The organism is Kitasatospora sp. NPDC058444, assembly GCF_042721415.1.
In the GTDB taxonomy this organism is placed as follows: domain Bacteria; phylum Actinomycetota; class Actinomycetes; order Streptomycetales; family Streptomycetaceae; genus Kitasatospora.
Genome location: NZ_JBHXLL010000065.1, coordinates 1 through 25,724, shown reverse-complemented (window position 1 = coordinate 25,724; position 25,724 = coordinate 1). Strand labels below are relative to the sequence as shown.

The 25,724-nt window shown below is 73.4% G+C and carries 20 protein-coding genes; 7 read left to right on the top strand and 13 right to left on the bottom strand.

Annotated features, from left to right (window positions below; all coding sequences use genetic code 11):
- Nucleotides 1–70 precede the first annotated feature (70 nt).
- Nucleotides 71–1,246 (bottom strand): agmatine/peptidylarginine deiminase, encoded by a 1,176-nt coding sequence (locus ACFWP2_RS37340; RefSeq protein ID WP_380460146.1) that lies wholly within the window; start codon nt 1,244–1,246, stop codon nt 71–73.
- Between the two features lie 142 nt (nt 1,247–1,388).
- On the opposite strand from ACFWP2_RS37340, the gene ACFWP2_RS37335 reads away from it, so the two are divergent.
- Entirely contained in the window at nt 1,389–2,042 is a 654-nt protein-coding gene (locus ACFWP2_RS37335) for a TetR/AcrR family transcriptional regulator (RefSeq protein ID WP_380460144.1), read from the top strand.
- Nucleotides 2,043–2,106: 64 nt separating this feature from the next.
- On the opposite strand, the gene ACFWP2_RS37330 is transcribed toward ACFWP2_RS37335, so the two are convergent.
- The 9 genes from ACFWP2_RS37330 to ACFWP2_RS37290 all read right to left on the bottom strand — a co-directional run bounded on the left by ACFWP2_RS37330 (nt 2,107) and on the right by ACFWP2_RS37290 (nt 12,128).
- Entirely contained in the window at nt 2,107–3,288 is a 1,182-nt protein-coding gene (locus ACFWP2_RS37330; RefSeq protein ID WP_380460142.1) for an agmatine deiminase family protein, read from the bottom strand.
- Nucleotides 3,289–3,396: 108 nt separating this feature from the next.
- On the bottom strand, nt 3,397–4,311 hold the full coding sequence (locus ACFWP2_RS37325) for a DUF4436 family protein (RefSeq protein WP_380460140.1): 915 nt from the start codon (nt 4,309–4,311) through the stop codon (nt 3,397–3,399).
- Nucleotides 4,312–4,436: 125 nt separating this feature from the next.
- Entirely contained in the window at nt 4,437–5,234 is a 798-nt protein-coding gene (locus ACFWP2_RS37320) for an ABC transporter ATP-binding protein (protein ID WP_380460138.1), read from the bottom strand.
- Nucleotides 5,227–6,228 (bottom strand): ABC transporter ATP-binding protein, encoded by a 1,002-nt coding sequence (locus ACFWP2_RS37315; RefSeq protein ID WP_380460136.1) that lies wholly within the window; start codon nt 6,226–6,228, stop codon nt 5,227–5,229. The genes ACFWP2_RS37320 and ACFWP2_RS37315 overlap by 8 nt, the downstream gene beginning before the upstream one ends.
- Nucleotides 6,225–7,079, bottom strand: a complete 855-nt coding sequence (locus ACFWP2_RS37310) for an ABC transporter permease (RefSeq protein WP_380460134.1) — start codon at nt 7,077–7,079, stop codon at nt 6,225–6,227. The genes ACFWP2_RS37315 and ACFWP2_RS37310 overlap by 4 nt, the downstream gene beginning before the upstream one ends.
- Entirely contained in the window at nt 7,076–8,035 is a 960-nt protein-coding gene (locus tag ACFWP2_RS37305; RefSeq protein ID WP_380460132.1) for an ABC transporter permease, read from the bottom strand. The genes ACFWP2_RS37310 and ACFWP2_RS37305 overlap by 4 nt, the downstream gene beginning before the upstream one ends.
- Nucleotides 8,032–9,678: an ABC transporter substrate-binding protein gene (locus ACFWP2_RS37300; protein WP_380460130.1), complete on the bottom strand. Its 1,647-nt coding sequence runs from the start codon at nt 9,676–9,678 to the stop codon at nt 8,032–8,034. The genes ACFWP2_RS37305 and ACFWP2_RS37300 overlap by 4 nt, the downstream gene beginning before the upstream one ends.
- A 28-nt stretch (nt 9,679–9,706) precedes the next feature.
- On the bottom strand, nt 9,707–10,744 hold the full coding sequence (locus ACFWP2_RS37295; protein ID WP_380460128.1) for an agmatine/peptidylarginine deiminase: 1,038 nt from the start codon (nt 10,742–10,744) through the stop codon (nt 9,707–9,709).
- Nucleotides 10,745–10,898: 154 nt separating this feature from the next.
- Nucleotides 10,899–12,128: an agmatine deiminase family protein gene (locus ACFWP2_RS37290; RefSeq protein ID WP_380460126.1), complete on the bottom strand. Its 1,230-nt coding sequence runs from the start codon at nt 12,126–12,128 to the stop codon at nt 10,899–10,901.
- Nucleotides 12,129–12,286: 158 nt separating this feature from the next.
- Between ACFWP2_RS37290 and ACFWP2_RS37285 the strand changes: the two genes are divergently transcribed.
- Nucleotides 12,287–12,859 (top strand): TetR/AcrR family transcriptional regulator, encoded by a 573-nt coding sequence (locus ACFWP2_RS37285; RefSeq protein ID WP_380460124.1) that lies wholly within the window; start codon nt 12,287–12,289, stop codon nt 12,857–12,859.
- 199 nt (nt 12,860–13,058) lie between these two features.
- A complete protein-coding gene (locus tag ACFWP2_RS37280) occupies nt 13,059–14,858 on the top strand; it encodes a protein kinase (RefSeq protein ID WP_380460122.1) in 1,800 nt (599 codons plus the stop codon).
- 78 nt (nt 14,859–14,936) lie between these two features.
- On the opposite strand, the gene tatA is transcribed toward ACFWP2_RS37280, so the two are convergent.
- Nucleotides 14,937–15,209 (bottom strand): Sec-independent protein translocase subunit TatA, encoded by a 273-nt coding sequence (gene tatA, locus ACFWP2_RS37275; RefSeq protein WP_380460120.1) that lies wholly within the window; start codon nt 15,207–15,209, stop codon nt 14,937–14,939.
- 580 nt (nt 15,210–15,789) lie between these two features.
- Between tatA and ACFWP2_RS37270 the strand changes: the two genes are divergently transcribed.
- From ACFWP2_RS37270 to ACFWP2_RS37260, 3 genes are read left to right on the top strand one after another with little or no spacing between them, the layout of a single operon-like run.
- Nucleotides 15,790–16,677 (top strand): agmatine/peptidylarginine deiminase, encoded by an 888-nt coding sequence (locus tag ACFWP2_RS37270; RefSeq protein ID WP_380460118.1) that lies wholly within the window; start codon nt 15,790–15,792, stop codon nt 16,675–16,677.
- A 37-nt stretch (nt 16,678–16,714) separates the two neighbouring features.
- A complete protein-coding gene (ureA, locus tag ACFWP2_RS37265) occupies nt 16,715–17,515 on the top strand; it encodes an urease subunit gamma (RefSeq protein ID WP_380460116.1) in 801 nt (266 codons plus the stop codon).
- On the top strand, nt 17,512–19,227 hold the full coding sequence (locus ACFWP2_RS37260) for an urease subunit alpha (protein WP_380460114.1): 1,716 nt from the start codon (nt 17,512–17,514) through the stop codon (nt 19,225–19,227). The genes ureA and ACFWP2_RS37260 overlap by 4 nt, the downstream gene beginning before the upstream one ends.
- Nucleotides 19,228–19,309: 82 nt before the next feature.
- Here ACFWP2_RS37260 and ACFWP2_RS37255 read toward each other — a convergent pair whose 3' ends face one another.
- Nucleotides 19,310–21,370: a phosphocholine-specific phospholipase C gene (locus tag ACFWP2_RS37255; RefSeq protein ID WP_380460112.1), complete on the bottom strand. Its 2,061-nt coding sequence runs from the start codon at nt 21,368–21,370 to the stop codon at nt 19,310–19,312.
- 268 nt (nt 21,371–21,638) lie between these two features.
- On the opposite strand from ACFWP2_RS37255, the gene ACFWP2_RS37250 reads away from it, so the two are divergent.
- Nucleotides 21,639–23,000: a cytochrome P450 gene (locus ACFWP2_RS37250; protein ID WP_380460110.1), complete on the top strand. Its 1,362-nt coding sequence runs from the start codon at nt 21,639–21,641 to the stop codon at nt 22,998–23,000.
- A gap of 163 nt (nt 23,001–23,163) precedes the next feature.
- On the opposite strand, the gene ACFWP2_RS37245 is transcribed toward ACFWP2_RS37250, so the two are convergent.
- Complete coding sequence (locus ACFWP2_RS37245; protein WP_380460108.1) at nt 23,164–25,590, bottom strand: ricin-type beta-trefoil lectin domain protein; 2,427 nt, start codon at nt 25,588–25,590, stop codon at nt 23,164–23,166.
- Nucleotides 25,591–25,724 lie beyond the last annotated feature (134 nt).

Genomic DNA, 25,724 nt, shown 5'->3' with positions numbered 1-25,724 from the left:
GACGCCGGGACGGGTCGGCACGGCGCTCGGGGCCGGGTCCGGTCGGCGGACCGGACCCGGCCCCGTCTCCTCACACCACGGGCTGCTGCTGGGTGACGCAGTGGATCCCGCCGCCGCCCGCGCCCAGGCTGTCGATGTTGAGCTGTTCGACGGTGCGGCCGGGGAACAGCCGGGCGAGGGCGGCCCTGGCCGCGCTGTCGGCCTTGGTGTCGCCGAACTGCGCCGCGATCACCGCGTCGTTGCACAGGTAGTAGTTGGCGTAGGAGCCGACGAAGTTGGGGTCGGTCGAGCGGATGAGGTTGTAGTCGGGCCCCTGGATCCGGCTCACCGCGAACGGGGTTCCCTGGGCGCTGCTGGAGGTGGTCAGGATCCGGTACTGCTGCCGCGCGTCGTTCGACCAGGCGTCGGTGTCGCTCGCCAGCGGCATCTGGACCGCGGCCGCCCCCGCGCCGAGGAAGCGGGAGGTGGCGTCCACGTGGTCGTCGGTGATGTCCTGGCCGGCGACGCCGTCGAACCAGATCACCTTGGTGGCGCCGTACGCGGCGCACATCGCGCTCTCGACCGCGGCCTGGGACATGCCGGGGTTGCGGTTGGCGTTCAGGACGCTGCTCCGGGTGGCCATCAGCGTCCCGGCGGCGTCGGTCTCGATGGCGCCGCCCTCGGCGACCAGCCCGGCCGCGGTGAACGGCAGGCCGAGGTAGGCGGCGACGCGCTGGGCCACCAGGGCGTCGTTGCCGTGCGGGTTCTGGTGGTTGCCCCAGCCGTTGAAGTTGAGGCCGATCGTGTCCAGGCCGCCCGCGCCGTCGGTGCGGAAGACCGGGCCGGTGTCGCGCATCCAGCAGTCGTCGACCGGGATGTCCCCGATGACGGTGACGGTCGATCCGCACATCGACCGCGCCTTGGCGACACTGGCCGGGTTGGCGCACAGGGTGACCGGCTCGTACTTGGCGATGGTCTTCGCGATGAGGGCGATGTTCGACTGGACGCCGCCGAGCTTGTTGCGCCAGATGGTGGTGGAGTCCGGCCAGGCCATCCAGGTGCGGGTGTGCCGGACGGTGTCCAGCGGCACCCGGAAGCCGGCGGCGACGGCCGGTCCGGCGGTGGTGCGGCGCCGGGCCGCCAGGGCCTGCCCGCCGGTCGCGGCGGTCAGCGCGGTGCCGGCGACGACGATCCCGGCGGCGGTCAGGAACCGCCGTCGGCCGAGCTGTCCGTCGAGCTCCGCGTGGGGTCTGGAGCTGTCTTCCATCACTGTCTCCCTGTCAGAGTCCGCTGCTGGTCCAGCAGTTGACCGAAAAAATAAAACTGGCCAAGCGCTCGGTCAATACTTTGCGCAGCCATCGTTCCCGATGCGCCCCGGAGAGGCACCCCCGGTCGTTACAGTGACGGCCATGGCGACACAGGCGACAGGCACGGCCGCGCGAACGGCCTCCGCGGCGGGCGGCCCCGGCCGGACACGCGCTTCCGCCAAGGGCGAGCAGACCCGGGCCCGGCTGATCGCGGCGGCCCGCACCCTGCTCGCGGGCGACGGCGCCGGGCGGTTCACCACCCGCAACGTGGCCGCGCTGTGCGGGGTCTCGCACGGGATGTGCCACTACCACTTCGCCGACCGCACCGACCTGATCGTCGCGGTCGTGGCGGACATCCGGCCCGAGTGGATCACACCGCTGGAGGAGGCGGTCGCCGGGCCCGGCGGCTACGCCGAGCGCTCCGAGCGGGTCCTGGCACTGCTCACCCGGCCCGAGAGCCCCGACCTGGCCCGACTGCACGCCGCCCTGCACTGGCTCGCCCTCAACGACGAACGCGTCCGCGCGAGCCTGGAGGCCGAGTACGCGCGCTGGCGCGCCTCCTTCGTACGGCTGTTCCGGTGCCTGGTGGACGAACGCGGCGACGGCACCGACCCCGTCCCCCTCGGGGAGGCCTTCGCCGCCGCCGTGGACGGGCTCGCCGCCATCGGGTCGCTGGACGGGACGGTGGACTCCGAGCGGGTGCTGCGGACCCTGCTGGACTCGCTGTCGTCCACCGCCGGGCCGTCCGCCGCCTGACGGTCCGCGGCCCGGCCGTCCGCCGCCCGGCCCCGCACCGCCGGACCGTCCGCCGCCCGAGCGGTCACGGGGTGGAGCCCGGCGCGACGGGCTGCTGCTGGGTGGCGCAGTGGATGCCCCCGCCGCCCGCGGCGATGTGGTTGATGCCGACCTGGGTGACCTTGCGGCCCGGGTGGAGGTCGCCGATGATACCGGCCGCCCGGTCGTCGGCGGCCTGGTCCCCGAAGCGCGGGACGATGACGCCCCCGTTGCAGACGTAGTAGTTGATGTACGTGGCCAGGAAGTCCTTGCCCGCGCCGGGGATCAGGCCGAGGTCGGGCTCGGGGAGGTCGACCACCTGGAGCGTGCGGCCCTTGGCGTCGGTCTCCGTCCGGAGCACCTGGAGTGCCTGCGTGGAGGCGGTGGTCCAGACGTCCGGCGGGGCGTCGGCGGCGGGACGGTGCAGGACCACGGTGCCCGGCTCGGCGAAGCGGGCGAGGGCGTCGACGTGGCAGTCGGTGATGTCCTGCCCGGCGACGCCCTGGAACCAGATCACCTTCTCGACGCCGAGCAGGCCCTTGAGGCTCGCCTCGATCTGGTCGCGGGACTTGCCGGGGTTGCGGTTGCCGTTGACCCACGAGCTCTCGGTGGCCATCAGCGTGCCCTCGCCGTCCACCTCGATGCCGCCGCCCTCGCCGGTGATCGGCGCCTGGACGCGGGTGATGCGGTAGTGGTCGAGGAGGTAGCGGGCGACCAGGCTGTCATTGGCGTGGGTCTGCTTGTCGCCCCAGCCGTTGAAGTTGAGGTCGACCCCGGCCAGGCCCTGCGGGCCGGTGACGAAGGTCGGGCCGGTGTCCCGGGCCCACAGGTCGTCGACCTTCAGTTCGAGCACCTCGACCGAGGAGCCGCAGGCCTGCCGGGCCTGGGCCGCCTGGTCGGGGCGGGCCAGCAGGACGACCGGTTCGAAGCCGGCGACCGCCTGGGCCAGCCCCGCGATGTCCTGCCGCACGGCGGGCAGCTGGTCGCCCCACACCTCCTCCAGCGCCGGCCAGGCCATGAAGGTGCGGGTGTGCGGGTCGGACTCGGCCGGCATGGCCCAGCCGCCGGCCGCCGGGCTCGCGGAGGGGGCCGCGCCCGAGGCCGTACCGCTCTGACCGGGCTGCTCCTCCGATCCTCCGTCGGAGGAGCAGCCGCCGGTCAGGGCCAGGGCGGCGAGCGCGGCCCCGGACTGCAGGAGTGAACGGCGGGACGGCCGGGGGTGAGCCATGGAGCCTCGTTCCGGTTGGTTGTCGGGTTCGGCTCCGCAGGCTACTGACCGGAACATCAGATTCCGGCACGGCACGCACCCGCCGTTCGGGGGAATCCGCTCGGGGACCTAGGCGGCCGCCTCCCGCTCGCGACGCAGCCGGTGCTCGGTGCGGATGCCGGACCAGGCGGTGCAGGCCAGGCTGGCGGCGATGATGCCCTCGGCCCAGAAGAACGCCACGTAGTCGATCAGTGATCCGATCGGCGGCGCCCCGGGGGCCGCGTTGCGCATGCCGATCAGGGCGAACAGGCTCGCCGCCATCCAGCCCAGGGAGGGCCAGACCAGCCCCTCGCGCTTGCGGTACAGCACCTCGGCGGCGCCGAGGACGGCCAGGGCGATGGCCCACATGGCCACGATCATGAACCAGGAGAGGATGAAGGTGCTGCGGGACCGGGTGATCCTCGTGTCCAGGGTCACGGCACCGCTGCTCGCGGTCGCGACCTGCGGACGCAGCACGAAGAACGGGTCGGTGTCGGTGAGGACCAGGCCGACCGGCACGGCCGCGCCCCCGCTGGTGGCGGTGAAGCCGGCCTCGGCGCGGTAGCGGTCGAACGGGTAGTCCGTCTTGGTGCCGTCGTACGTTCCCACCTGGACGAGCTGGGAGGCCGCGGCCTCCCCCTCGGCCGCCCGGATGGTCACCTTGGGGGTGCCGGTGACGGTGATCTCGACGGGGCGGGCGAACGTCTGGGAGTCCGGCCCGGCGGCGAACCTGCCGTGCGGGACGGGTGTGACGTAGAGGGTCAGCTGCTGGGCGGTCGGGTCGACGTCCTGGGCGGTGACGTCCAGTTCGATCCAGTCGGGCGTCGAGGGGATCGCGAGTTCCCTGGTCTGCTCGCGGGTGTCGCGCTCGTTGAGGTAGAGCCCGATCCCCGATCCGCAGAGGGTGATGACCGCCGCCAGGACGGCGGCGAACCGCCAACGGCGGCGGGGGGCTCGGTGCGCGGCCCGGTCGGTCGCGCGGGTGTCGTCGGTGATGACCTGCACGGTCGTCCTTCCTGCGGCGGCGGCGCCGGGGCCGGCGGGTTCGCCGCGGCCCGGCGTCGCCGCCGGTGGTGCTCGGTCGCCCGCGGGCCCGGCGGGTCCCACCACCCGCCGGGCCCGGGGCCGTCTTACAAGGCGCGGCGCGCGGCGGCGATCCGGTCGGGATCCCAGCCGGGCCGGGGGACGGACTCCAGCAGCAGCCGGGTGTAGGCGTGCTGCGGGGAGTCCAGGACGTGGGCGGTGGGGCCGGATTCGACGATCCGTCCGTGGCGCATGACGATGACCTCGTCGGTCACGCAGCGGACGACGCCGAGGTCGTGAGTGATGAAGAGGTAGCCGATGCCGGTCTGTTCGCGGATGTCGGCGAGCAGGTTCAGGACCTGCGCCTGCACCGACACGTCCAGTGCGGCGACCGCCTCGTCCAGCACCAGGACGGCCGGCTGGACGGCCAGCGCCCGGGCGACAGCGACGCGTTGGCGCTGGCCGCCGGAGAGCTGCCGGGGCAGCGCGTCGGCCGCCCGGGTGCCGAGGCCGACCTGGTCGAGGAGCTCCCGGATCCGGGCCTCGTGGTCGGTGCCGGGGAAGTGCAGCCGCAGGGTCTCGCGGAGCACGGCCTCGACGCTGGTGCGCGGGTCCAGGGAGAGGTACGGGTCCTGGAAGACCATCTGGACCTCGCGGGCGCGGGCCAGCCGCTCGGCCCTCCCCCGCACCCGGCCGCCGCGGGCCCGGCCCCGGACGGTGACCCGCCCCTCGTCGGCCTGTTCGAGGCCGACGACGATCCGGGCGGTGGTGGTCTTGCCGGATCCCGACCCGCCCACGATGCCGAGCGATCCGCCGGCGGGGAGGGCGAAGGAGACGTCGTCCACCGCGCGTACGGTGCCGAAGGTCCGGCACAGCCCGGTGACCTCCAGTACGGCCTCAGGCATCGGCGCGGCTCCCTTCGAGCGGGTGGTGGCAGGCGACCGGGTGCGCCACCGGGGTCTCCTCGCGGCACCGGGCGGTCGCGTACCGGCATCGCGCGGCGAACGCGCATCCGGTCAACTCCTCGCGCAGGTCCGGCGGTTGGCCGTCGATCGCGGCGAGTCGGCGGCTGCCGGACTCCAGCCCGGGGGTGGAGGCCAGCAGTGCCGCGGTATAGGGGTGGCGGGGCCGGTCGAAGAGCGCTCCGGCGGGGCCCGTCTCGACGATCCGCCCGGCGTACATGACGTGGACGCGGTCGCTGATGGCGGCGGCGAGGCCGAGGTCGTGGGTGACGAACAGCAGGCCGGTGCCGAAGCGTCGGCGCAGCCGGTCGAGGAGTGCGATGACCTCGGCCTGGCTGGTGACGTCGAGGGCGGTGGTGGGCTCGTCGGCGAGCAGCAGGACCGGGTCGCCCATCAGCGCCGCGGCGATCATGACGCGTTGGAGCATGCCGCCGGACAGCTGCCCGGGGTGGCGGCGCAGCAGTTCCGGGCCGAGGCCGACGGCGTCGAGCAGCTCGGCGGCGCGCCGGTCGGCGTCCTCCCGGCCCATGGTGCCGGTGAGGCGGACGCTCTCGGTGAGGAAGTCGCCGACGCGGCGCAGCGGGTTGATGGCCGCCCTGGGGTCCTGGAAGATCATGGCGGCCCGGCCGGCGCGCAGGGCGCGCAGCCGTTCGGGGCCCATGGTCAGGACGGACTCCCCGTCGACCAGGACCTCGCCCTCGGCGGTGGCGCCGGGCGGCAGCAGGCCGAGGGCGCTGCGGGAGGTGAGGCTCTTGCCGGAGCCGGACTCGCCGACCAGGGCGACGGTCTCCCCCGGGGCCACGGTGAGGTCGACCCCGTCGAGCACGGGTCGGGCGGTGCCGGGCAGGCGCAGGCGCAGGCCCCTGATGTCGAGGGCGTTCACGCGCTGCTCCGGTTCGTGGTTGCCGCGGTTCGTCTCGTCGTTGTCGCGGTTCATGGCGTCCTCCGGGCGACACGGTCGGCCCAGCGCTCGCCGACGACGTTGAAGGCGACCACGGTGAGCACGATGAGCACGCACGGCAGGATCGCGGAGAGCGGGTAGCCGTGCTGGATCGCGGTCTGGCCGTCGAAGACCATCCGCCCCCAGTCGGGGGTGAGCGCGGGGACGCCGAGCCCGAGGAAGGAGAGGCCCGCGAGGTCCATCAGGGCGTACCCGAAGTTGATCGTGGACTGGGCGAGGACGGTGGGGGCGATGTTGGGCAGGACGTGCCGCAGGCAGATCTGCGCGGTGGAGTGGCCCTGGACCTGGTAGGCGCTGATGTAGGGCCGGGACCGTTCGGCGAGGACGAGCGAGCGGGTGAGCCGGGAGACGTACGGCAGGTAGGCGACCGCCAGGGCGATGACGGGGGCGAGCAGGCCCTCCCCGTACACCGAGACGATCAGGATGGCGAGCAGCATGCCGGGGAAGGCGAAGACGAGTTCGGTGCTGCGGGAGAGGACGGAGTCGAGCCAGCCGCCGCGCCAGCCCGCGGCCAGGCCGACGGCGACCCCGGCGACGGTGGAGAAGGCGACCACGCCGAGCGGGCCGAGCAGGGAGGTGCGGGCTCCGAGCAGGAGCCGGGAGAGGGTGTCTCGGCCGGCGGCGTCGACGCCGAGCAGGTGGTCGGGCGAGGGGCCGGCGAGCGCGTTGCCGAGGTCGACGGCGTTGGGGTCGTCCGGTGCGATCCAGGGGGCGAGCAGGGCGGCGAGCACCACCAGGGCGACGAGGCCCAGGCAGGCCAGGTGGAGCGGGGCGCGGGCGGCCTTGAGCCGGCCGAGGCCGGCCCGGCGGGTGAGGGCGACACTCATGCGTCGGACCTCCTCGTGCCGAGGGCGACCCTGGGGTCGACCAGGGGGTGGAGCAGGTCGACGACCAGGTTCACGGTCATGAACAGGGCGACGACGAGCAGGGAGATGGCCTGGACGGTCGGGAAGTCCTTGGTGGTGGTGGACAGTTCGAGGAGCTGGCCGATGCCGCCGACGCTGAAGGCCGACTCCACCAGGATCGTGCAGACCAGCAGGGTGGAGACGATCAGGCCGCCGGTGGTCAGCACGGTGCCCAGCGAGTTGCGGAACACGTGGCGGCGGATCACCTCGCGTTCGGGTACGCCGCGGCTGCGGGCGACGGTGACGTGCTCGCCCTCCAGCGCGTCCAGCATCGCGGAGCGGGTGACCCGGGCGAGCATCCCGATCAGGTACAGCGCGAGGGCGATCGCGGGCAGGGTGAGGTGCCACAGCAGGTCGGCGAAGCCGTCGCCGCTGCCGCCGGTCGGGAACCAGCCCAGCTTGACCGCGAACAGGCCCTGCAGCAGGACGGCCGCGACGAAGGAGGGGGTGCCGACGGCGAGCGTGGTGGAGAGCAGGATCGCCGAGTCGGTCGCGCCGCCGCGCACCGCGCCGATCCAGCCGAGCGCCAGGCCGATGACGACGACCACCACCAGGGCCATGGCCACCAGCGTCAGGGTCGCCGGCAGCCGGTCGGCGAGCAGCTTGGAGACGTCGGTGCGGTAGGTGATGGAGCGTCCGAAGTCCCCCTGCAGCACCTGGCCGAGCCAGCGGAAGTACCGGACCAGGAACGGGTCGTCGAGGTGGTACTGCTCGTTGATCGCCTGCAGGGCGGCCGGCGAGGCCGACCGGCCCGACAGGAGGAAACCGGCCGGGCTGCCCGGCGCCAGGTACATCGCGCCGAAGACCACGAAGGAGGCGCCGAGCAGGGTCGCGGCCATCTCCACCAGTCGCCGGGCGGCGAATCTCAGGAAGTTCACCGGGCGGCCCCCACGTCGGCGGCCCACGGGTAGTACATGTACGCGATGGTGGTGGGGGCGCCGGTGATGCGCTTGTTGAGGAAGACCGCGGTCGGCCACTCGGCGACCGGGATCCACAGCAGCTGCTGGGAGGCGGTCTGCTGGAGCTTCGCCTCGATCGCGCCGCGCCTGGCCGGATCGTACTCGGCGGTGGCCTGGTCGACGAGGTCGTCGTAGGCCTTGTCGCTGTAGCCGGCGAAGTTCTGGTAGGCGCCGGTCCGGAAGTTGACGAGCAGGTCGAGCGGGTCGGTGATGGAGTCGTAGTACGTCTCCGGGAACAGGTCGATGCCCTCGCGCGCCTTGGGGTCGGTGAACAGCGCGGTGAAGGCGTTCGGGGCGATCGTCTTCAACTGGACGTCCAGCCCGATCCTCGCCCCGGCGGCCTGGACGGCGGTGGCGAGCAGGGAGACGTCCTGGCCGATGCTGCTGGTGGCCATGACGATCGTCCGGCCGCTCGCGCCGGCCTCCTTGACCAGGGCCTTGGCCTTGTCGATGTCCTGCGCCGTGGGGGTGAGGCCGTCGAAGGCCGTCCTGCGGACCTCGTCGGGGGCCGTGCCCCAGGCCGCCCTGGTGGTGAGGGAGCCGGTCACGGTGCCGGCGCCGGCCAGGCCGGTCCTGACGAAGCCGGAGCGGTCGAGCGCCAGGGAGAGCGCCTGACGCACGCGCAGGTCGCCTAGCGGGCCCCGCATGCTGGTGACGTTGACGTTGACGGTGCTCAGGCCCTCGCCGAAGTAGAGCGTGCCCGGGCCGTCCTTCCTCAGCCGGTCGTAGCTCTCGGTGGGGATCAGGTAGCCGCCGTCGACGTCGCCGGTGAGCATCGCGTTGGTGCGGGCGGAGGCGTCGGTGAGGAAGCTGAACACGACCTTCCGGGACTTGGCCCTGGCACCCCAGTAGTCGTCGAAGCGCTGGAGTTCGATCGACTGGCCCTTGGCCCAACTCCCCAGCTTGAAGGGGCCGGTGCAGTCGAGGCCGCCGCTGGTGCCGTAGTCCTTGCCGGCGGCCTCCACCCCGGCCCTGGCGGCGACCACGCCGGCGGCCGTCGCCATGTACTGGGGGAACTGGGAGTCGGGCTGCTTGAGCTTGACGGTGACCTGGAGCGGGCCGGTCGCGGTGACGGAGTCGACGTTCTGGAACACCTGGGCCCAGGCGGGCGCGTTGTCCGGGTTCGTCTGCCGGCCGAGGCTGAACACGACGTCGTCGGCGGTCATCACCGTGCCGTCGTGGAAGTGCACGCCGGACCGCAGGTCGTAGACCCAGGTGGTCGGGTCGGGGTTGGCGGCCTTCTCGGCCAGGCCGGGGGCCAGGGTGAGCCCCGGGGTCCAGCGCATCAGGCTCTCGCAGATGTTGGAGAGCACGGTGTTCTGCGGGTAGTCGAAGGCCTGGACGTAGTCCAGGGTGGGCGGTTCGGCGTAGGTGGCCCAGGTGAAGGAGTCGAGCTCGCCCTTGGCCGTCGGGGTGTCGGCGGAGAGCTGTACGGCCGCCTGGCCGGCGCCGCGGGGCGGGCCGGAGCAGGCGGCGACCAGGGCCGCGGCCGAGAGCAGGGCGGTGGCGAGGGCGAGTCGCCGCCGGGGCGCGGTGCGTCTCGCGGGCGCGGTGGGAGTCATGAGGGGTTTCTCCGTTCGCTGGCGAGGGTCAGGCGCGATCGGCCGCGGACGGCGTGGCGGCGGGGATCTGCTGGGTGATGCAGTGGACGCCACCGCCGCCGTGGGCGATCACCCGGGCGCGCACCCCGACGACCTTGCGGTCCGGGTAGGCGGCGGCGAGCACGGCCAGCGCGCCCTCGTCCTCGTCGTGGTCGGCGACCGGCACGACGACGCCGCCGTTGGCGAGGTAGAAGTTCAGGTAGCCGACCTCGACCTCCCGGCCGTCGACCTCGACGAAGGCGGCCTGCGGCAGGTCGACGATCTCGAAGGGCCGGCCCTGGGCGTCCGTGGAGTGCTCCAGCACGGCGCGGTTGGCCCGCATCCGCGCGTAGTCCGGGTGCCCGGGATCGGCCGGGAGCTGCACCACGACCTTGCCGGGGGCGACGAAGGCGCAGACGCCGTCCACGTGCCCGTCGGTCTCGGTGTCCAGCGCCCCGCCGTACGGCAGCCAGACGATCGTGGTGACGCCGAGCCGGGCCTTCAGCTCGGCCTCGATCTCCTGCCGGGTCATCTCCGGGTTGCGGTTGGGGTGGAGCAGGCACTGCTCGGTGGTGATCAGCGTGCCCTCGCCGTCGACGGTGATCGCGCCGCCTTCGAGGATCATCTCGGAGCGGATCGCCGGGGTGCCGAGGTGCTCCAGCAGCAGGCCGCTGATCCGGTCGTCGGCGTCCCAGGGGCTGTGCTTGCGGCCCCAGGCGTTGAAGCGGAAGTCCACGCCGGCCCGGCGGCCCTCGCCGTCGAGGACGAAGATCGGCGCGGAGTCGCGGAACCAGGAGTCGTCGGTGGGGAGTTCGACGACGGTGATGCCCGTCCCGCGGTCTCCGGTGCCGCAGTGGGCGCGTGCCTCGTCGCCGTGGCCGGGCGGGGCCACCATGGTGACCGGTTCGAACTCCGCGATGGCGCGGGCGACCGCCGCGTACTCGCGCTTCACCTCGGCCAGGGTGTCGCCCCACAGGTCCGGGCGGACGGGCCAGGCCATCAGGCAGCCCTCGTGCTCGGTCCACTCCGCGGGCATTCGGTACGTCACGGGAAACCTCTTCTGGTCGGCGCCCGGCCGGACCGGCGCGTTCGGGGCGCGGGCCGGCCGGGCTGGAGGGGTGGTGGGGGTGATGAGGGTGGTGGGAGCGGAAGGGTCCCTGGCGGCCCGCCTCCGTGGGGTACCGGACGGGCCGCCAGGGAGCTCAGAGCGCCGGCGGGACGGCCGGCTGGGCCTGGGTGGCGCAGTGGATGCCGCCACCGCCGGAGGCGATGGTGTCGATGTTCAGCTGGACGACGTCGCGGCCGGGGAACTCGGCCCGCAGGATCGAGCGGGCCCGGGCGTCGGCACCGGCGTCGCCGAACTGGGGGACGAACACGGCGCCGTTGGCGACGTAGAAGTTGGTGTAGCTGGACAGGAAGTCCTTGCCGCGCCCGCGGATCCGCGCGCGGTCCGGGCCGGGGAGTTCCACGACGGTCAGCGGGCGGCCCTGGGCGTCGGTCGCGGTCCGCAGGACCTGCCTGGCCTGCTCGTAGGCGTCGATCCAGGTCCGGTCGGTGCCGGGGCCGGGCTTGTCGAGGATCACGCGGCCGGGCGCGGTGAAGCGCGCCAGGCAGTCGATGTGGTAGTCCGTGATGTCCTGGCCCGCCAGCCCGGCCAGCCAGATCACCTTGTCCATCCCGAGCGACGCCTTCAGGGCCTGTTCGACCTGGTCCTGGGACATGCCGGGGTTGCGGTTGGGGTTCACCAGCGAGCTGACGGTGGCCAGCAGGGTGCCCTGGCCGTCCGTCTCCAGGGCGCCGCCCTCGCCGACGAAGGGGGCCCGGACGCGGTCGACGCCGTACTCGGCGAGGAGGGCGGCCGCGACCGCGGCGTCCTCGGTGTAGCGCTGGTAGTAGGGGGTGCCGGTCTTGCCCCAGCCGTTGAAGTTGGTGTCGACGCCGGCGACGGTGCCCGGTGCGACCACGAAGGTCGGGCCGAAGTCGCGGATCCACAGGTCGTCGTTGGAGATCTCGACCACGGTGATCGCGTGGTAGGCGCCGGGGCCGCAGTAGTAGCGCGCGTCGGCGGCCTGGCCGGGGCGGGCGACCATGACGACGGGCTCGTAGCGGGAGATCTCGTACGCGACGGTGGCGATGTCGTCGCGGACCGCCGAGAGCTGGGTCCGCCAGATCGAGGACAGGGCCGGCCAGGCCATGAAGGTGCGGTCGTGCCGGTCGCTCTCGGCGGGCATCCGCAGCCTCGCGGTGGTGCCCGCCGCGGCCGGGGCGACGGTGCCTGCCGGAGCGGGGACGCCTGCCGGAGCAAGAGCGCCTGCCGGAGCGGCGGTCGCGGCCCGGGCGGTGGCCGGTAGGGCCGTCCCCAGGGCGATCAGGGGGACGGCGGCGGCGCCCAGCCGGAGCAGGCCGCGTCGTGAGGGCGTGGAGGTGTGCATGGCGCTCCCTGGATGACGTGGGAGGTGGGGGGGTTGCCCCGCATCCTGCATCGAACTGAAAATTCAGTCAAGCTTTCGGCGCAGGACTCCTCGAAAACCCTGAAACGATCATCAGGAAGCTGGCTCGACCAGCCGGGGAGCACATAGAGTGGGCGCCCATGTCGGACCGTCGGACAGAAATACTCAAGGCCGCCACCAGGGTCATCGCCCGGCGCGGCGTACGCGGACTACGGGTGGGCGAGCTGGCGAGCGAAGCCGGGGTGTCCACCTCGTTGATCTACTACCACTTCACCGACCGGGCCGGCCTGCTGCGCCGGACGCTCGACTTCATCAGCGACCGCGCCGACCACTACACCGCCGAGCCCGACCCGGTGCCCCGGACCGAGGACCCCCGCGCCGACCTGGAACAGGTGCTGCTCCTGGAGCTCCAGGACACCGTCGAAGTACGGGAGAACAGCACCGCCTGGGGCGAGTTGAGAGCCACCGCGGTCTTCGACCCGGAGCTTCGCGAGGACCTCGCGCGGACCACCCACACCTGGGTGCACGACGTCGCCGAACTGCTCGCCCGGGCCGATCCGGGCGGCACCGCGCCGGCGCACGCGGCGGCCGCCGAGCGGCTGACCGCACTCGTCGAGGGCCTGAGCGTGCGCTGGCTCAGCGGCTCCCTGCCGGTCGAGCACGCCCGCCGCCTGCTGCGCGGGGCGATCGAGGCGGAGCTGGGGCACGCCTAGGGCCACCGGGACACCGGGGCGCCGGGCGGGTCGGGCGGGTCGGGCAAGTCCCCGGCGTGCACACCGGGCCCGCCGGTGCCGGATTCGGCCAATCCTGACAGAACCTCTAAACTCTGCGAGGCCGTGCCGTCGAACGCCGCTCCCGCGGACGTCCGGCCCCGCGCGTCCCGACCTCCGCCCGCCGAGAGAGGCAGCCCGCATGTCCGCTGACCGATCCCCTTTCGCCCTCCAGCCGGTCTTCCAGGAGCTGACCCCGGACGACCCGCGCGAGGTCGGCGGCTACCGGCTGTACGCACGGCTCGGGGCCGGCGGCATGGGCCGGGTCTACCTCTCGTACACCCCGGGCGGGCGGCCGGTCGCGCTCAAGGTGGTGCGGCCCGAACTGGCCGAGGATCCGGAGTTCCGCGCCCGGTTCGCCCAGGAGGTGGCCAACGCCAGACGCATCCACGGGCTGTTCACCGCCCAGCTCGTGGACGCCGGCGTGGAGGCCGCCACCCCGTGGCTGGCCACCACGTACGTGCCGGGCCCGTCCCTGCAGCAGGTGGTGCGGCGCTTCGGCCCGCTCCCCGAACGGACGGTCCTGCTGCTGATCGCCGGCATCGCCGAGGCGTTGCAGGCGATCCACGACAGCGGCGTGGTGCACCGCGACCTCAAGCCGGGCAACGTGCTGATCGCCCCGGACGGCCCCCGGGTGATCGACTTCGGCATCGCCCGGGCCGCCGACGCCACCGCGCTCACCGGCACCGGCCTGCGCATCGGCTCGCCCGCCTACATGGCGCCCGAACAGGCGATGGGCCGGCCCGCGACCCCGGCCACCGACGTGTACGCCCTCGGCGCCCTCGCCGTCCACGTCGCCGGCGGCAACCCGCCCTTCGGGGACGGGCCGGACCCGTCGACGCTCTACCGGACCGTCCACGAGGAGCCGGACCTCGGCCGGGTCCCGGAGGGCCTGCGCGAGCTGCTGTCGCACTGCCTCGCCAAGCGGCCCGAGGACCGGCCGACCACCGCCGAGGTGATCGCCGCCGCCCGCAGCCACCCGGCGGTCGGCGGACACCTCAGATTCGGCGACGACTGGCTGCCGCACCGGCTGACCAGCCAGATCACCCGGCACGCCGACCTGCCGCAGGAGCCGGCCGAGGCCGAGCGGGGCACCTCCGGCGATCCGGGCGACGGGACGGCCGGGCCCGGCTGGGCCTCGGCCCGTACGATCCTGGCCCCGGCGGCGGTCCCGACGCCAACCGTCGTCGCATCCGCACCGGCGTCGGAGCTCTCCACGGCGTCGGAGCTCTCGACGGCATCGGTGCCGGCGGCGTCGGAGTCGGCGCCCTCGGCCGGGGCCGGCCGCGGCACTGCGGGAGGCGCCCGGGTCAGGGGCGGCCGCAGACGGGCCCTCGGACGAACGGCGCTGACCGCCGCCGTGGCCCTGACCGTCGGCGCCGCGGCGGCGGTGCTCCTGCTCGACGACCCGGACGAGGTGGAGGCCGCGCCCGCCGACGCCCCGGTATCCGGCTCCGTCGCGCCGGCCTCGCCGACTCCGCCCGTCCCGTCGGCCCCCGCCGGATCGCCGTCCGCCACCCGGCCGGCCCCGGCCTCGCCGACCGCCTCCGCACCGCAGTCCGCCACCGACTACGCCGCCGTCTACCGCGGGGTCGAGCTGACCTCGGCGGACTCCTCCTACGAGTTCGACCTCACCACCGGGACCGTCGTCCCGGTGGACAGCGCGACCTGGTACGTCAGCCGCGGCGACGGCGAGTTCCTCGTCCCGGAGAGCGCCGACACCTTCATCGGCCGGGACGCCGGCCTGGGCGTCGCCGACTGCCTCAAGGGGCTCGGCACCCGTTCGGCCGGGCGGGTGCCGTTCGCCGCCGTCGGACCGCGCGGCGCGTTCTGCGTCCGGTCCGCGGACGGGCGGGACGTCGCCGTGGTCCGGGTCCTGTCGACCGCCGGCGCGGACGGGCCGGTCAGGGTGTCCCTGGACCACTACCGCCGCAACGGCTGAGAGCCGCCGCCCCCGCACCGGCTGGTGGGGAAACGGCGGCTCTCGGGCGCCTCGGTACGCACGGCCGGTTCGGACAGCTCAGGAGCGCCGGGCCGACTCGGCCGGGCCGCCGGCGGCGCTGGCGCTGCTGACGCCGGTGCCGCTGCCGGTGCCGCTCCCGCTCCCGCTCCCGCTCCCGCTCCCGCCGGACGGGACCTCCTCCTCCCGCATCGCCGCCGTCTCGGATTTCAGGATCCGCATCGACTTCCCCAGCCCGCGCGCCATCTCGGGCAGCTTCTTGGAGCCGAACAGCAGCACCAGCACGGCCACCGTCACCAGCACGTGCCAGGGCTCCAGACCATTGCGCAGCATCGCCGCCTCACCCGGCCTTTCATCGTCGTGACCGGGCCGGCCGTTCGGCGGCCCGGGTCGTATCGGGGTGGTTTGGGTGGCTTCACCGTAAAGCTTGACTGATTTTTCAGTCAATGCGAGAGTTCAGTCTCGGCGATGCCGGACGACCCCCGTCCACCGGGACGACCTCGTCCACCGCCCATCGGCGCCGCGCGACCGCTCCCCCGGAGCCCGCCTCGCCCGCCGAACCGGAACCACCCCCAGCCCCACCGGAGTCCAGCGTGTCCCAGCCCTCCCTCGCCCGCCGCACCGTCCTGCGCTCGCTCGCCGGCGCCGGTGCGATCGCCCTCGGTGCGACCGCCTGCGCCGCCTCCGACGACGACCCGGCCGACTCCGCGTCCCCGACCGCCTCCGGCACCCCTGGCCAGGCCTCGACGCCGGCCCCCGCTCAGCCCCCGGCGTCCGCCCCCGCCCCGGCGCCCGTCCGCGGACGCCGGCTCGGCGGCGAGTGGGAGAAGCACGAACGGACCTTCATGGCCTGGCCCGCCTCCGAGAACGTCTGGGGCGAACAGCTCGGGCCGTCCGCCGGGACATCGCCACGGTGGCCAGGGCCATCGGCGGGCGCGAACCGGTGGTCCTGCTCGTCCGCCCCGGCCAGGAGGCCTCCGCCCGCAACGCCTGCGGCTCGGACGTCGAGCTGCTCTCCGTCCCCGTGGACGACCTGTGGGCCCGCGACACCGTCCCGGTCTTCGTGGAGGAGGGCGGAAAGGTCCAGGGCGTCGACTTCAACTTCAGCGGTTGGGGCGGCAAGCAGGAGCACGCCAATGACGGCCGGCTCGCCCGCACCGTCCTGGAGAAGTACGGGATCGAGCGGATCGAGACCCCGGTCACCGCCGAGGGCGGCTCCTTCGAGACCGACGGCCAGGGCACCCTGCTGGTCACCGAGAGCTCCGTGGTCAACGAGAACCGCAACCCGGGCCGCACCCGCGACGAGATCGAGGCGGAACTCAAGCGGGCGCTGGGCCTCACCAAGGTGATCTGGCTCGCGGGCGTCAAGGGCAAGGACATCACCGACGCCCACGTCGACTGCCTCGCCCGCTACGCCGCCCCCGGGGTCGTCCTCCTGGACCGGGCCTTCCCCGGCACCCCGCCGGACGTCTGGTCCCGCTCCGCCGACCAGGCCCGCGCCGTCCTCGCCGAGGCCACCGACGCGGCCGGCCGCAAGCTCAAGGTGATCGAGATCAGCCAGCCCGACCCGGACAGGATCACCGGCCGCGGCGACGCCTTCGTCTCCTCGTACATGAACTTCTACATCGGCAACAAGGGCGTCTACCTGCCGAAGTTCGGCGACGCCAAGGCCGACGGCCATGCGCAGGAGGTCTTCCGGGACCAGTTCCCGGACCGCGAGATCGTCCCCCTGCCGATCGACACCATCGCCGGCGGCGGGGGCGGCATCCACTGCGCCACCCACGACCAGCCCGCCGGCTGACCCCCGCCGTCCCGCACCGAGGGAGAAGGGAACCCCTGTGCAGCTGACCCCCACCGAACGCGACCGGCTGCTGATCTTCACGGCCGCCGAACTCGCCCGCGCCCGCCGTGCCCGCGGCCTGCGGCTCAACGTCCCCGAGGCCATCGCGCTCGTCTCGGACACCGTCTGCGAGGCCGCCCGCGACGGCCTCCGGCTGGCCGAGGCCGTCCGGCGGGGACGCCGCGTCCTCTCCACCGACGACGTCCTGCCCGGCGTCCCCGACCTGGTCACCGAGATCCAGGTCGAGGCCGTGTTCGAGGACGGCACCCGGCTCGCCGTCATCGCCGACCCGTTCGGCGGCGGCACCCTCGGCGCCGCCGCGCCGGGCGCCGTACTCCACGGCAGCGACAACGGCGGCGACACCGGCGGCGACACCGGTCGCAGCACCGACAGCGGGAGCGGCACCGACAGCGGCACGGACGGCCGCACCAGGCCCGTGCACACCCTCGCCGTGCGCAACACCGCGGACGTGCCGATCTCGGTCACCTCGCACTTCCACTTCTTCGAGGTGAACCCGCGGCTGGCCTTCGACCGGGCCGCCGCCTACGGCACCCACCTCGCCGTCCCGGCCGGCTCCTCCGTGCGCTTCGACCCCGGCGCCACCGTCGAGGTCGGCCTGGTGCCGATCGGCGGCGAGCGGGTCGCGATCGGCTTCGCGGGGCTCGTGGACGGCCCGCTGGATTCGCCGCGGGCACGGCAGGAGGCCCTGCGCCGGGCGGCCGAACAGGGCTACCTCGGAGCGGTCGACGACGGGCGGGAGAGCCAGGCGAACCAGGCGAACCGGGAGAACCAGCCGTGAGCACCAGCAGCAGCATCGAAGCGTCCGAGTACACCGCCGTGCACGGCCCGCGCGCCGGGGACCGGGTCCGGCTCGGCGACAGCGGGCTGGTCGTCCGGGTCGAATCCGACTCCCAGCGGCCGGGCGACGAGTTCCTCGTCGGCTTCGGCAAGACCGCCCGCGACGGCCTGCACCTCAAGGCCGCCGCCGTCCGGGACACCTGCGACCTCGTCATCAGCAACGTGCTGGTGATCGACGCGATCCAGGGCATCCGCAAGACCTCGATCGGCATCCGGGAGGGCCGGATCGCCGCGATCGGGCGGGCCGGCAACCCGGACACCCTGGACGGCGTGGACGTGGTCGTCGGCACCGGGACGGCCATCGTCTCCGGCGAGGGCCTGATCGCCACCGCCGGCGCCATCGACACCCACGTCCACCTGATGTCCCCGCGGATCATGGAGGCCTCGCTGGCCTCCGGCGTCACCACCATCATCGGCCAGGAGTTCGGCCCCGCCTGGGGCGTCGGCGTCAATTCGCCCTGGGCGCTGCGCCACGCCTTCAACGCCTTCGACGCCTGGCCCGTCAACATCGGCTTCCTGGGCCGCGGTTCGTCCTCCCACCCCGCCCCGCTCGTCGAAGCCCTCGCCGAGGGCGGGGCCTGCGGCTTCAAGGTGCACGAGGACATGGGCGCGCACACCCGCGCCCTGGACACGGCACTGTCCGTCGCCGAGGCCCATGACGTCCAAGTGGCCCTGCACACCGACGGGTTGAACGAGTGCCTCTCGGTCGAGGACACCCTGAGCGTCCTCGACGGCCGGACCATCCACGCCTTCCACATCGAGGGCTGCGGCGGCGGACACGTCCCCAACGTGCTGAAGATGGCGGGCGTGCCGAACGTCATCGGCTCCTCCACCAACCCCACCCTGCCCTTCGGCCGCGACGCGGTGGCCGAGCACTACGGCATGATCGTCTCGGTCCACGGGCTCAAGACCGACCTGCCCGGCGACGCCGCGATGGCCCGCGACCGCATCCGGGCCGGCACCATGGGCGCCGAGGACGTCCTGCACGACCTCGGGGCCATCGGCATCACCTCCTCGGACGCCCAGGGCATGGGCCGGGCCGGCGAGACGGTCCGCCGCACCTTCGCCGTGGCCGGGAAGATGAAGGCCGAGCGCGGCCCGCTGGAGGGCGACGGCCCGGACGACGACAACGAGCGCGTGCTGCGCTACATCGCCAAGCTGACCGTCAACCCGGCCATCGCGCACGGCCTCTCCCACGAGGTCGGCTCCATCGAGGTCGGCAAGCTCGCCGACATCGTGCTGTGGCACCCCGCCTCCTTCGGCGCCAAGCCGCAGCTGGTCCTCAAGGCCGGCTTCCCCGCATACGGCGTCACCGGTGACCCCAACGCCGCCACCGAGACCTGCCAACCCCTCGTCCTGGGACCGCTGTTCGGTGCGCACGGCGCCACTCCGGCCGACCTCTCCGTCGCCTTCACCAGCCGCGCCGCCGCCGAGTCCGGCACCCGGGACCGCCCCTACGACAGCATGACGACCCGGCGCCGGCGCGTCGCCGTCCGCCACACCCGCGGCATCGGGCCGCGCGACATGGTGCGCAACTCCCGCCTCGGCGAGGTCCTCGTCGACCCGCGCGAGGGCCTCGTCACCCTCGACGGCACGCCGCTGCGGTCCTCCCCCGCGGAGGAGGTCCCGCTGAACCGGCTCTACTTCCTCTGACGAACCACTGACGAGCCGCCGAGCTCCGAACGCCGCCGCCCCGGGCACCCAGGTGCCCGGGGCGGCGCTGTCACGGGTGCCGTCAGTAGGTGACGATGCCCGGGTCGGAGAGGCCGGGGGCGCCGGTCTCCACGTGGCCGGCGAAGCGGCGCACGAAGTCGGCGGTCGCGCCCGAAGTGACGGTCACGTCGTACCAGTTGCGGCAGCCGCTCAGGTCGACGGTGTACGCGAGGGTCGCGCCCCGGCGGACGGTGACGGTCTGCGGCGTGCCGCCGTAGGCGTTGGCGAGCGTGAGCACGACGTCCGCGGCGCCCGCGTTGGTGAGGGTGAGCTCGAGGTTGCCGGTGCTCGCGTTGTGGCGGGCGGTGACCTCGGGACCGGCCGTCTTGCCGGGGTTGCGGAAGCGGCGCAGGAAGCCGTTGGGGCCGAACACGGTCAGGTCCGTGACGCCCTTGGAGTACGTGGTGTTCCAGGCGTCCGCGATCGTCTTGCCCGCCTCGGTGGTGTACGTCCACGGGCCGTCGGTGCGGTTGGGCGAGGTCACCAGGAACTGGGCGCCGGCCGCCGCGCCCGCGCTGAAGGTGAGCCGGTACTTGCCCGTGGCGGTGTCGGCCGCCCCGTCCACGTACGGCGCGTACGCCAGCGGGCGGGTGGGCTTCGCCCCCGGCTCCTGCTTCGGCATGGTGCCGGTGGCGGGCGGGGCGGGCACGTAGTCCGGGTGCCGGTTGCGGTCCGCCGGGGCGTAGCCGGCCGTCGGGGGGAGCGCCGCCGGGGCCGGGTTCGACGCGGTGAAGTCGAAGGCGGAGGTCAGGTCGCCGCAGATGGCGCGCCGCCAGGGCGAGATGTTGGGTTCCTGGACGCCGAAGCGGCGCTCCATGAAGCGGATGATCGAGGTGTGGTCGAAGGTCTCCGAGCAGCTGTAGCCGCCGGTACTCCAGGGCGAGACGACCAGCATCGGGACCCGCTGGCCGAGGCCGTACGGCCCGGCCGAGTAGCCGATGCTGCCGCCGTAGTAGTCGGTGCCGGTCGCCACGGTCGACAGGCCCTGCGAGGCGGAGGAGGGCGGGAACGGCGGCACGACGTGGTCGAAGAAGCCGTCGTTCTCGTCGTAGGTGATGAACAGCGCGGTCTTCGCCCACACGTCGGGGTTGGAGGTCAGCGCGTCCAGCACCTGCGAGACGTACCAGGCGCCGTAGTTGGCGGGCCAGTTGGGGTGCTCGGTGAAGGCCTCGGGCGCGGCGATCCAGGAGATCTTCGGCAGCGTTCCGGCCTGGACGTCGCGCCGCAGGTGGTCGAACAGGCCGTCGCCCGCCTTGGCGTTGGTGCCGGTGCGGGCCTTGTCGTACAGCGGGTCGCCCGGCTTGGCGTTGCGGTAGTTGTTGAAGTAGAGCAGCGAGTTGTCGCCGTAGTTCCCGCGGTACGCGTCGCCGATCCAGCCCCAGGAGCCGGCCGCGTCCAGTCCGTCGCCGACGTCCTGGTAGATCTTCCAGGAGACCCCGGCCTTCTCCAGCCGCTCGGGGTAGGTGGTCCAGCTGTAGCCGGCCTCCTGGTTGCCGAGGACCGGGCCGTTGCCGGTGACCCCGTTGCCGGTGCAGCCCGTCCACATGTAGTAGCGGTTCGGGTCGGTGGAGCCGATGAACGAGCAGTGGTAGGCGTCGCAGATGGTGAACGCGTCGGCGAGCGCGTAGTGGAAGGGGATGTCCTCGCGGGTCAGGTAGGCCATCGTGGTGGCCGTCTTGGCGGGCACCCACTGGTCGTACTTGCCGCTGTTGAACGCCTTGTGGCCGCCGGCCCAGTCGTGGTTGAGGTCCTGGATGAACTGCATCCCGAGGTCGTTGGCCTGGGGCCGGAACGGCAGCACCTCCCGCTTGAGGGCGTCCGTCTGGTACCACACCGACTTGCCACTCGGCATGGTGACCGGCCGGGGGTCGCCGAAGCCCCGGACGCCCTTGAGCGCCCCGAAGTAGTGGTCGAACGAACGGTTCTCCTGCATCAGCACGACGATGTGCTCGACGTCCTGGATGGTGCCGGTGCTCCCCTGCGGGGCGATGGACGCGGCTCGCGCGATGCTCTGCGACAGCGACGAGAACGCGGCGGTCGCACCGGCGAGTTGGAGGAAACGGCGGCGGTTCAGCTCTGCCATGGGTGGATTGACCTCAGCATGTCAGGAGGGTGGAGGACGGCGCCCCCAAGGACAGCGTGTGCGGGGTACCAGCCGGCGGCCCGTTCATGACCGGCTGTCGTACGGAAGACGAACGCATCGAGTTGTACGGACAAGGTGTGAATCCGCCTCCGCGCCGTGAAGTCCACCAGCGCGCCGGGAAGTCCACCAGCGCGCCCCGGCGCGAAGGGTGCGCAGGGGGTGCGCCGGACCGCAGACTGGGCTCCGACCCCTCATCGGAGGAACGACGATGCCCACCACCAGCCGCCCGCCGGCCCCTCCCGTCGCCCCCGGACGGCTCCCGCTGATCGGCCACGCGCTCGCGCTGTGGCGGCGTCCGCTGGAGTTCCTCGACAGCCTCACCGCCTACGACCCGATCGTGGCCGCCCACCTCGGCCCGCAGCCGAGCTACGTGCTGACCGGCCCCGAGCTCGTCCACCGCGTGCTGGTCGGCGAAGCGGCGAGCTTCGCCAAGGGCCGCTCCTTCGACAAGCTCCGCCCCTACCTCGGGAACGGGCTGGCCACCTCCGAAGGGGCGTTCCACCTCCGCCAACGGCGCCTGGTGCAACCGGCGTTCCACCACGGCCGGATCGCCCACTACGTCGACACCATGGCGCGGCTGGCCGCCGAGCGCGCCGACTCCTGGCGGCCGGGCCAGGTGGTCGACGTCACCCTGCAGATGCTGGAGCTGTCCCTCGCCGTCGTCACCTCGACGCTGTTCTCCACCTCGCTCGACGAGTCCGCCGCCGCCGAGATCCGCCGCGCCCTGCCCGTCGTCCTGCGCGGCATGTACACCCGGGTGCTGGACCCCACGAACCTCTGGCACCGGCTCCCCACACCGGGCAACCGCCGCCTCGCCGACGCCCACGACCGCCTGCGCAGCGCCGTCGACCGGCTGATCCACGCCGAGCGGGCCGAGCGCACGGGCGGGCGGCCGGACCTGCTGGCGACGCTCCTGCGGGCCCGGGACGCCGACAGCGGCGAGGCCATGACCGACCGCCAGCTCCACGACGAACTCATCACCCTGCTGGTGGCCGGCACCGAGACCGCCGCCGGCGGGCTCGCCTGGCTCTTCCACGAACTGGGCCGGCACCCGCTCGTCGACCAGCGGCTCCACCAGGAGCTCCAGGACCACGTCGAACTCCCCCTCACCGCTCACCAGTTGCCCCGACTGGGTCACACCCGTCGCATCGTCGACGAGTCGCTGCGGATGCGCAACCCCGGGGGCATCACGATCCGCCGCGCGATCACCGAGGTCGAACTCGGCGGCTACCGCTTCCCCGAGGGCACCGAGTTCATCTTCAGCGCCCTGGTCCTCCACCGGAACCCGCGCCACTTCCCCGACCCCCTGCGCTTCGACCCCGACCGCTGGCTGCCCGACCGGCCGCCCGTCCCGCGCGGCGCGTTCGTGCCCTTCGGCGCCGGCCACCACCTGTGCGTCGGGGAGTCCTTCGCGCGCACCGAGATGATGACCGTGGTCGCCACCGTGGCGAGCCGCTGGCGGCTGGCCCCCGCCCCGGGAGCGCGGGTCCGGGGCGTCATGACCAGCACCAACCACCCCGAGAACCTCCTCATGACGGTGGAACCCCGTACCGCCCCCACCGGGCCCTGAGCCGCCGGCCCGGGCCCTGATCCGGCGGGCCCGGGCCGGCCGTGCACCACGTGCGACGGCCCCGCCCGGGCGGCCGGCGTTCGGCCCGAGGACGCCGAGGCGTCCGTCGGGCCGAAGGCCTGACCTCCGGGCGGGGCCGTCGCACGTCCCGCGGGTCAGCCGGTTACGGCAGGGTCCAGCGCTGGTTGGCGCCGCCGTTGCAGTCCCAGATCTCCAGCGGGGTGCCGTCGGCGGTGGCCGCGGCGGGGTCGTCGAGGCAGCGGCCGGACTGGACGCTCTTCAGACTGCCGTCCGGCTGGGGCAGCCACTGCTGGTTGGCGCCACCGTGGCAGTCCCAGAGTTCGACCTTGGTGCCGTTGACGGTGCCGGCGCCGACGACGTCCAGGCACTTGCCGTTGTGGGTCAGGGTGCCGTTGCTGCGGGTCCACACCTGCTGGGCGCTGCCGTCGCAGGCCCACAGCTGCACGGCGGCACCGCTGGTGTCGGCGGCCGGACGGGCGCAGGTGCCGGGCAGGGCGGAGGCGATCGGGCCGGTGTGGGTGGTGGGCGTGCCCGGGGTGAGGGCGAAGTTGTCGAACTGCTCGGTCTGGTAGCCGGTCACGCCGAGGCCGGCGCGGCCGTTGGTGAAGCTCCCGTCGGTCGCGCTGCCGACGGCGGTGCCGTCGATGCTCGCGGTGAGGGTGTCGTTGTCGAGGGTGAGCGCGACGGTGTGCCAGCGGCCGGTGCCGAGCGCGGCGGTGGTGCCGCTCGCCAGGGTGGTGAAGTTCCACTTGGTGTCGCTCTTGTCGATCGACCAGGCGCCGGTGTCGCTCACCCGCAGGTGGTAGGCGTTCAGGCCGTTGTTGTTGCGGCCCTGCTGGTTGACCCGGCCGAGGAGCTCGACGGTGCCGGACTGCTCGAACATGGTGTCGGCGGTGACGGTGTAGTTGGACCAGCTGCCGTCGCCCATCATCGTGTACGGGGCGTTGTAGACCTCGTCGGTCCAGCGGATCGGCGAGAGCGGGGCCATCTGGCGCAGGCAGCTGCCGGTGCGGCCGCCGCCGCAGGCGACGGTCTGGAAGGCGCCGTTCATGTCCGTGAAGTACTTCGGCGAGGTGGTGGTGGCCGGGGTGTCGAAGCCGTCCGCGTAGGGCAGCTGCATCGGCGCGGCGGCCGGCGGGGTGGCGGCGCCCTTGCCCTGACCGGTGGTGGTGGTCACGGTGTAGACCCGGCCGGGCTGGAGGGTGAGGGTGTAGCGGCCCCCGGACGGGGTGACGTCCTTCTGCTGGACGAACCAGTCGGCCGAATTCGCCGAGTTGAGGTCGGTGGACCAGACGTGCACCTTGCCGGTGGACAGGCCGCCGGAGACGGTGAAGTTCGCGGTCTGGGCGGCGGTGGCGTCCAGGGTCTCGATGACGGTGCTGTAGTCGCGCTTGTTCGTGCTCTTCAGCGTGACGTAGCTGCCGTTGGCGCGCGCGCCGCCGAGGTAGCCGCTCGCGGCGTCGATGTAGCGCCAGCCGGGCTGGGTGAACTGGGTGGTGTGCGCGGTGACCCAGGTCGTCTTGCCGATGCCGTAGTTGCCGGACCAGGGCTGGTTGGCGATCGACATGCCGTCGGTGGAGAAGAAGAGGTCGGGGTAGAGCGCGGCGATGACCGGCCAGTTGATGAACGAGGTCATCTTCCCGTCGAGGTAGCCCCGGTTGATCCCGCGCGCCACCGCCGGGGCGCCGGTGTCGAGGTCCTGGGAGCCGTTCTCGCTCGCCCACAGCGGCTTGCCGAGCGCCTGGGCGGTCGGCGTGCTCGGGCACTCGGTGAAGGAGCTCATGTACCCGCAGGGGTAGTGCACGCCGACGACGTCGACGGCGTCCTTGAACGCCGGGTCGGCGGCCATGGCGTCGGCCACGGCCCAGGTGTCGTCGGCGGCGACGACCTTGGTGGCGCCGTAGCCGCGCGCGACGAGCGTGCTCTTGAGGTTCTCGTACCAGGCCTTGTCGAAGCCGCGCTCGTTCCAGCCGCCGAGGTAGGAGACGTTCAGGTGGTGCTGGGCGGCGCAGCCCATCCACGACATCACGTAGTCGATGGAGTCCTGGGACCAGAAGTTGCCGCCGCTGCCGCTGTTACCGATCCAGCCGGGGGCGCCCCAGGACAGGCCGAGGAACTTGATGTCGGGGTTGCGGGCCATGGCCTGCTCGGCCAGCCACCACTGGTAGCCCTGGTTGCAGTCGATGGTGCCGCGGGTGTGCTCGATGCTCGGCTCGGCGCCGTCGGTGGAGTTGGTGTCGCCGCCGATCTCCAGCTTCAGCAGTTGCAGCGAGGCGCCGTAGCCGGGCTTGAACAGGTAGTCCAGCAGCTGGGAGCGCTGGGGCTCCGGGTAGTCCACCAGCAGGCGGGAGTTGCCGCCGCCGCCGGAGATCGCGCCGACTCCGTCGAAGGTCAGGCCCGGCTTGGTGCCGTCGACCGTGACGGAGGTGGAGATGGCGGCGGTGGCGGCGGCCCCCGAGGTGGCGGCCTGCGCGGCCGGTGACCCGGCCAGGCCGCCGACCGCGCCGGCGAGGACGAGCGCCGCGCTCAGCGCGGTGCGCCAGGTCGAGGACGGATGTTGACGGCCCATGGGCGTCTCCAAGGTGGGGATGGGTGGGGATCCGTGGCGGGGGGCCCCGCGGGGGGCCCGCCCCGCCGGGGGGGGGGGGGGGGTTGGCCGGCCCCCCCGGGAAACCGCAAAAACGGGTTGTGGATTGGCGCGGC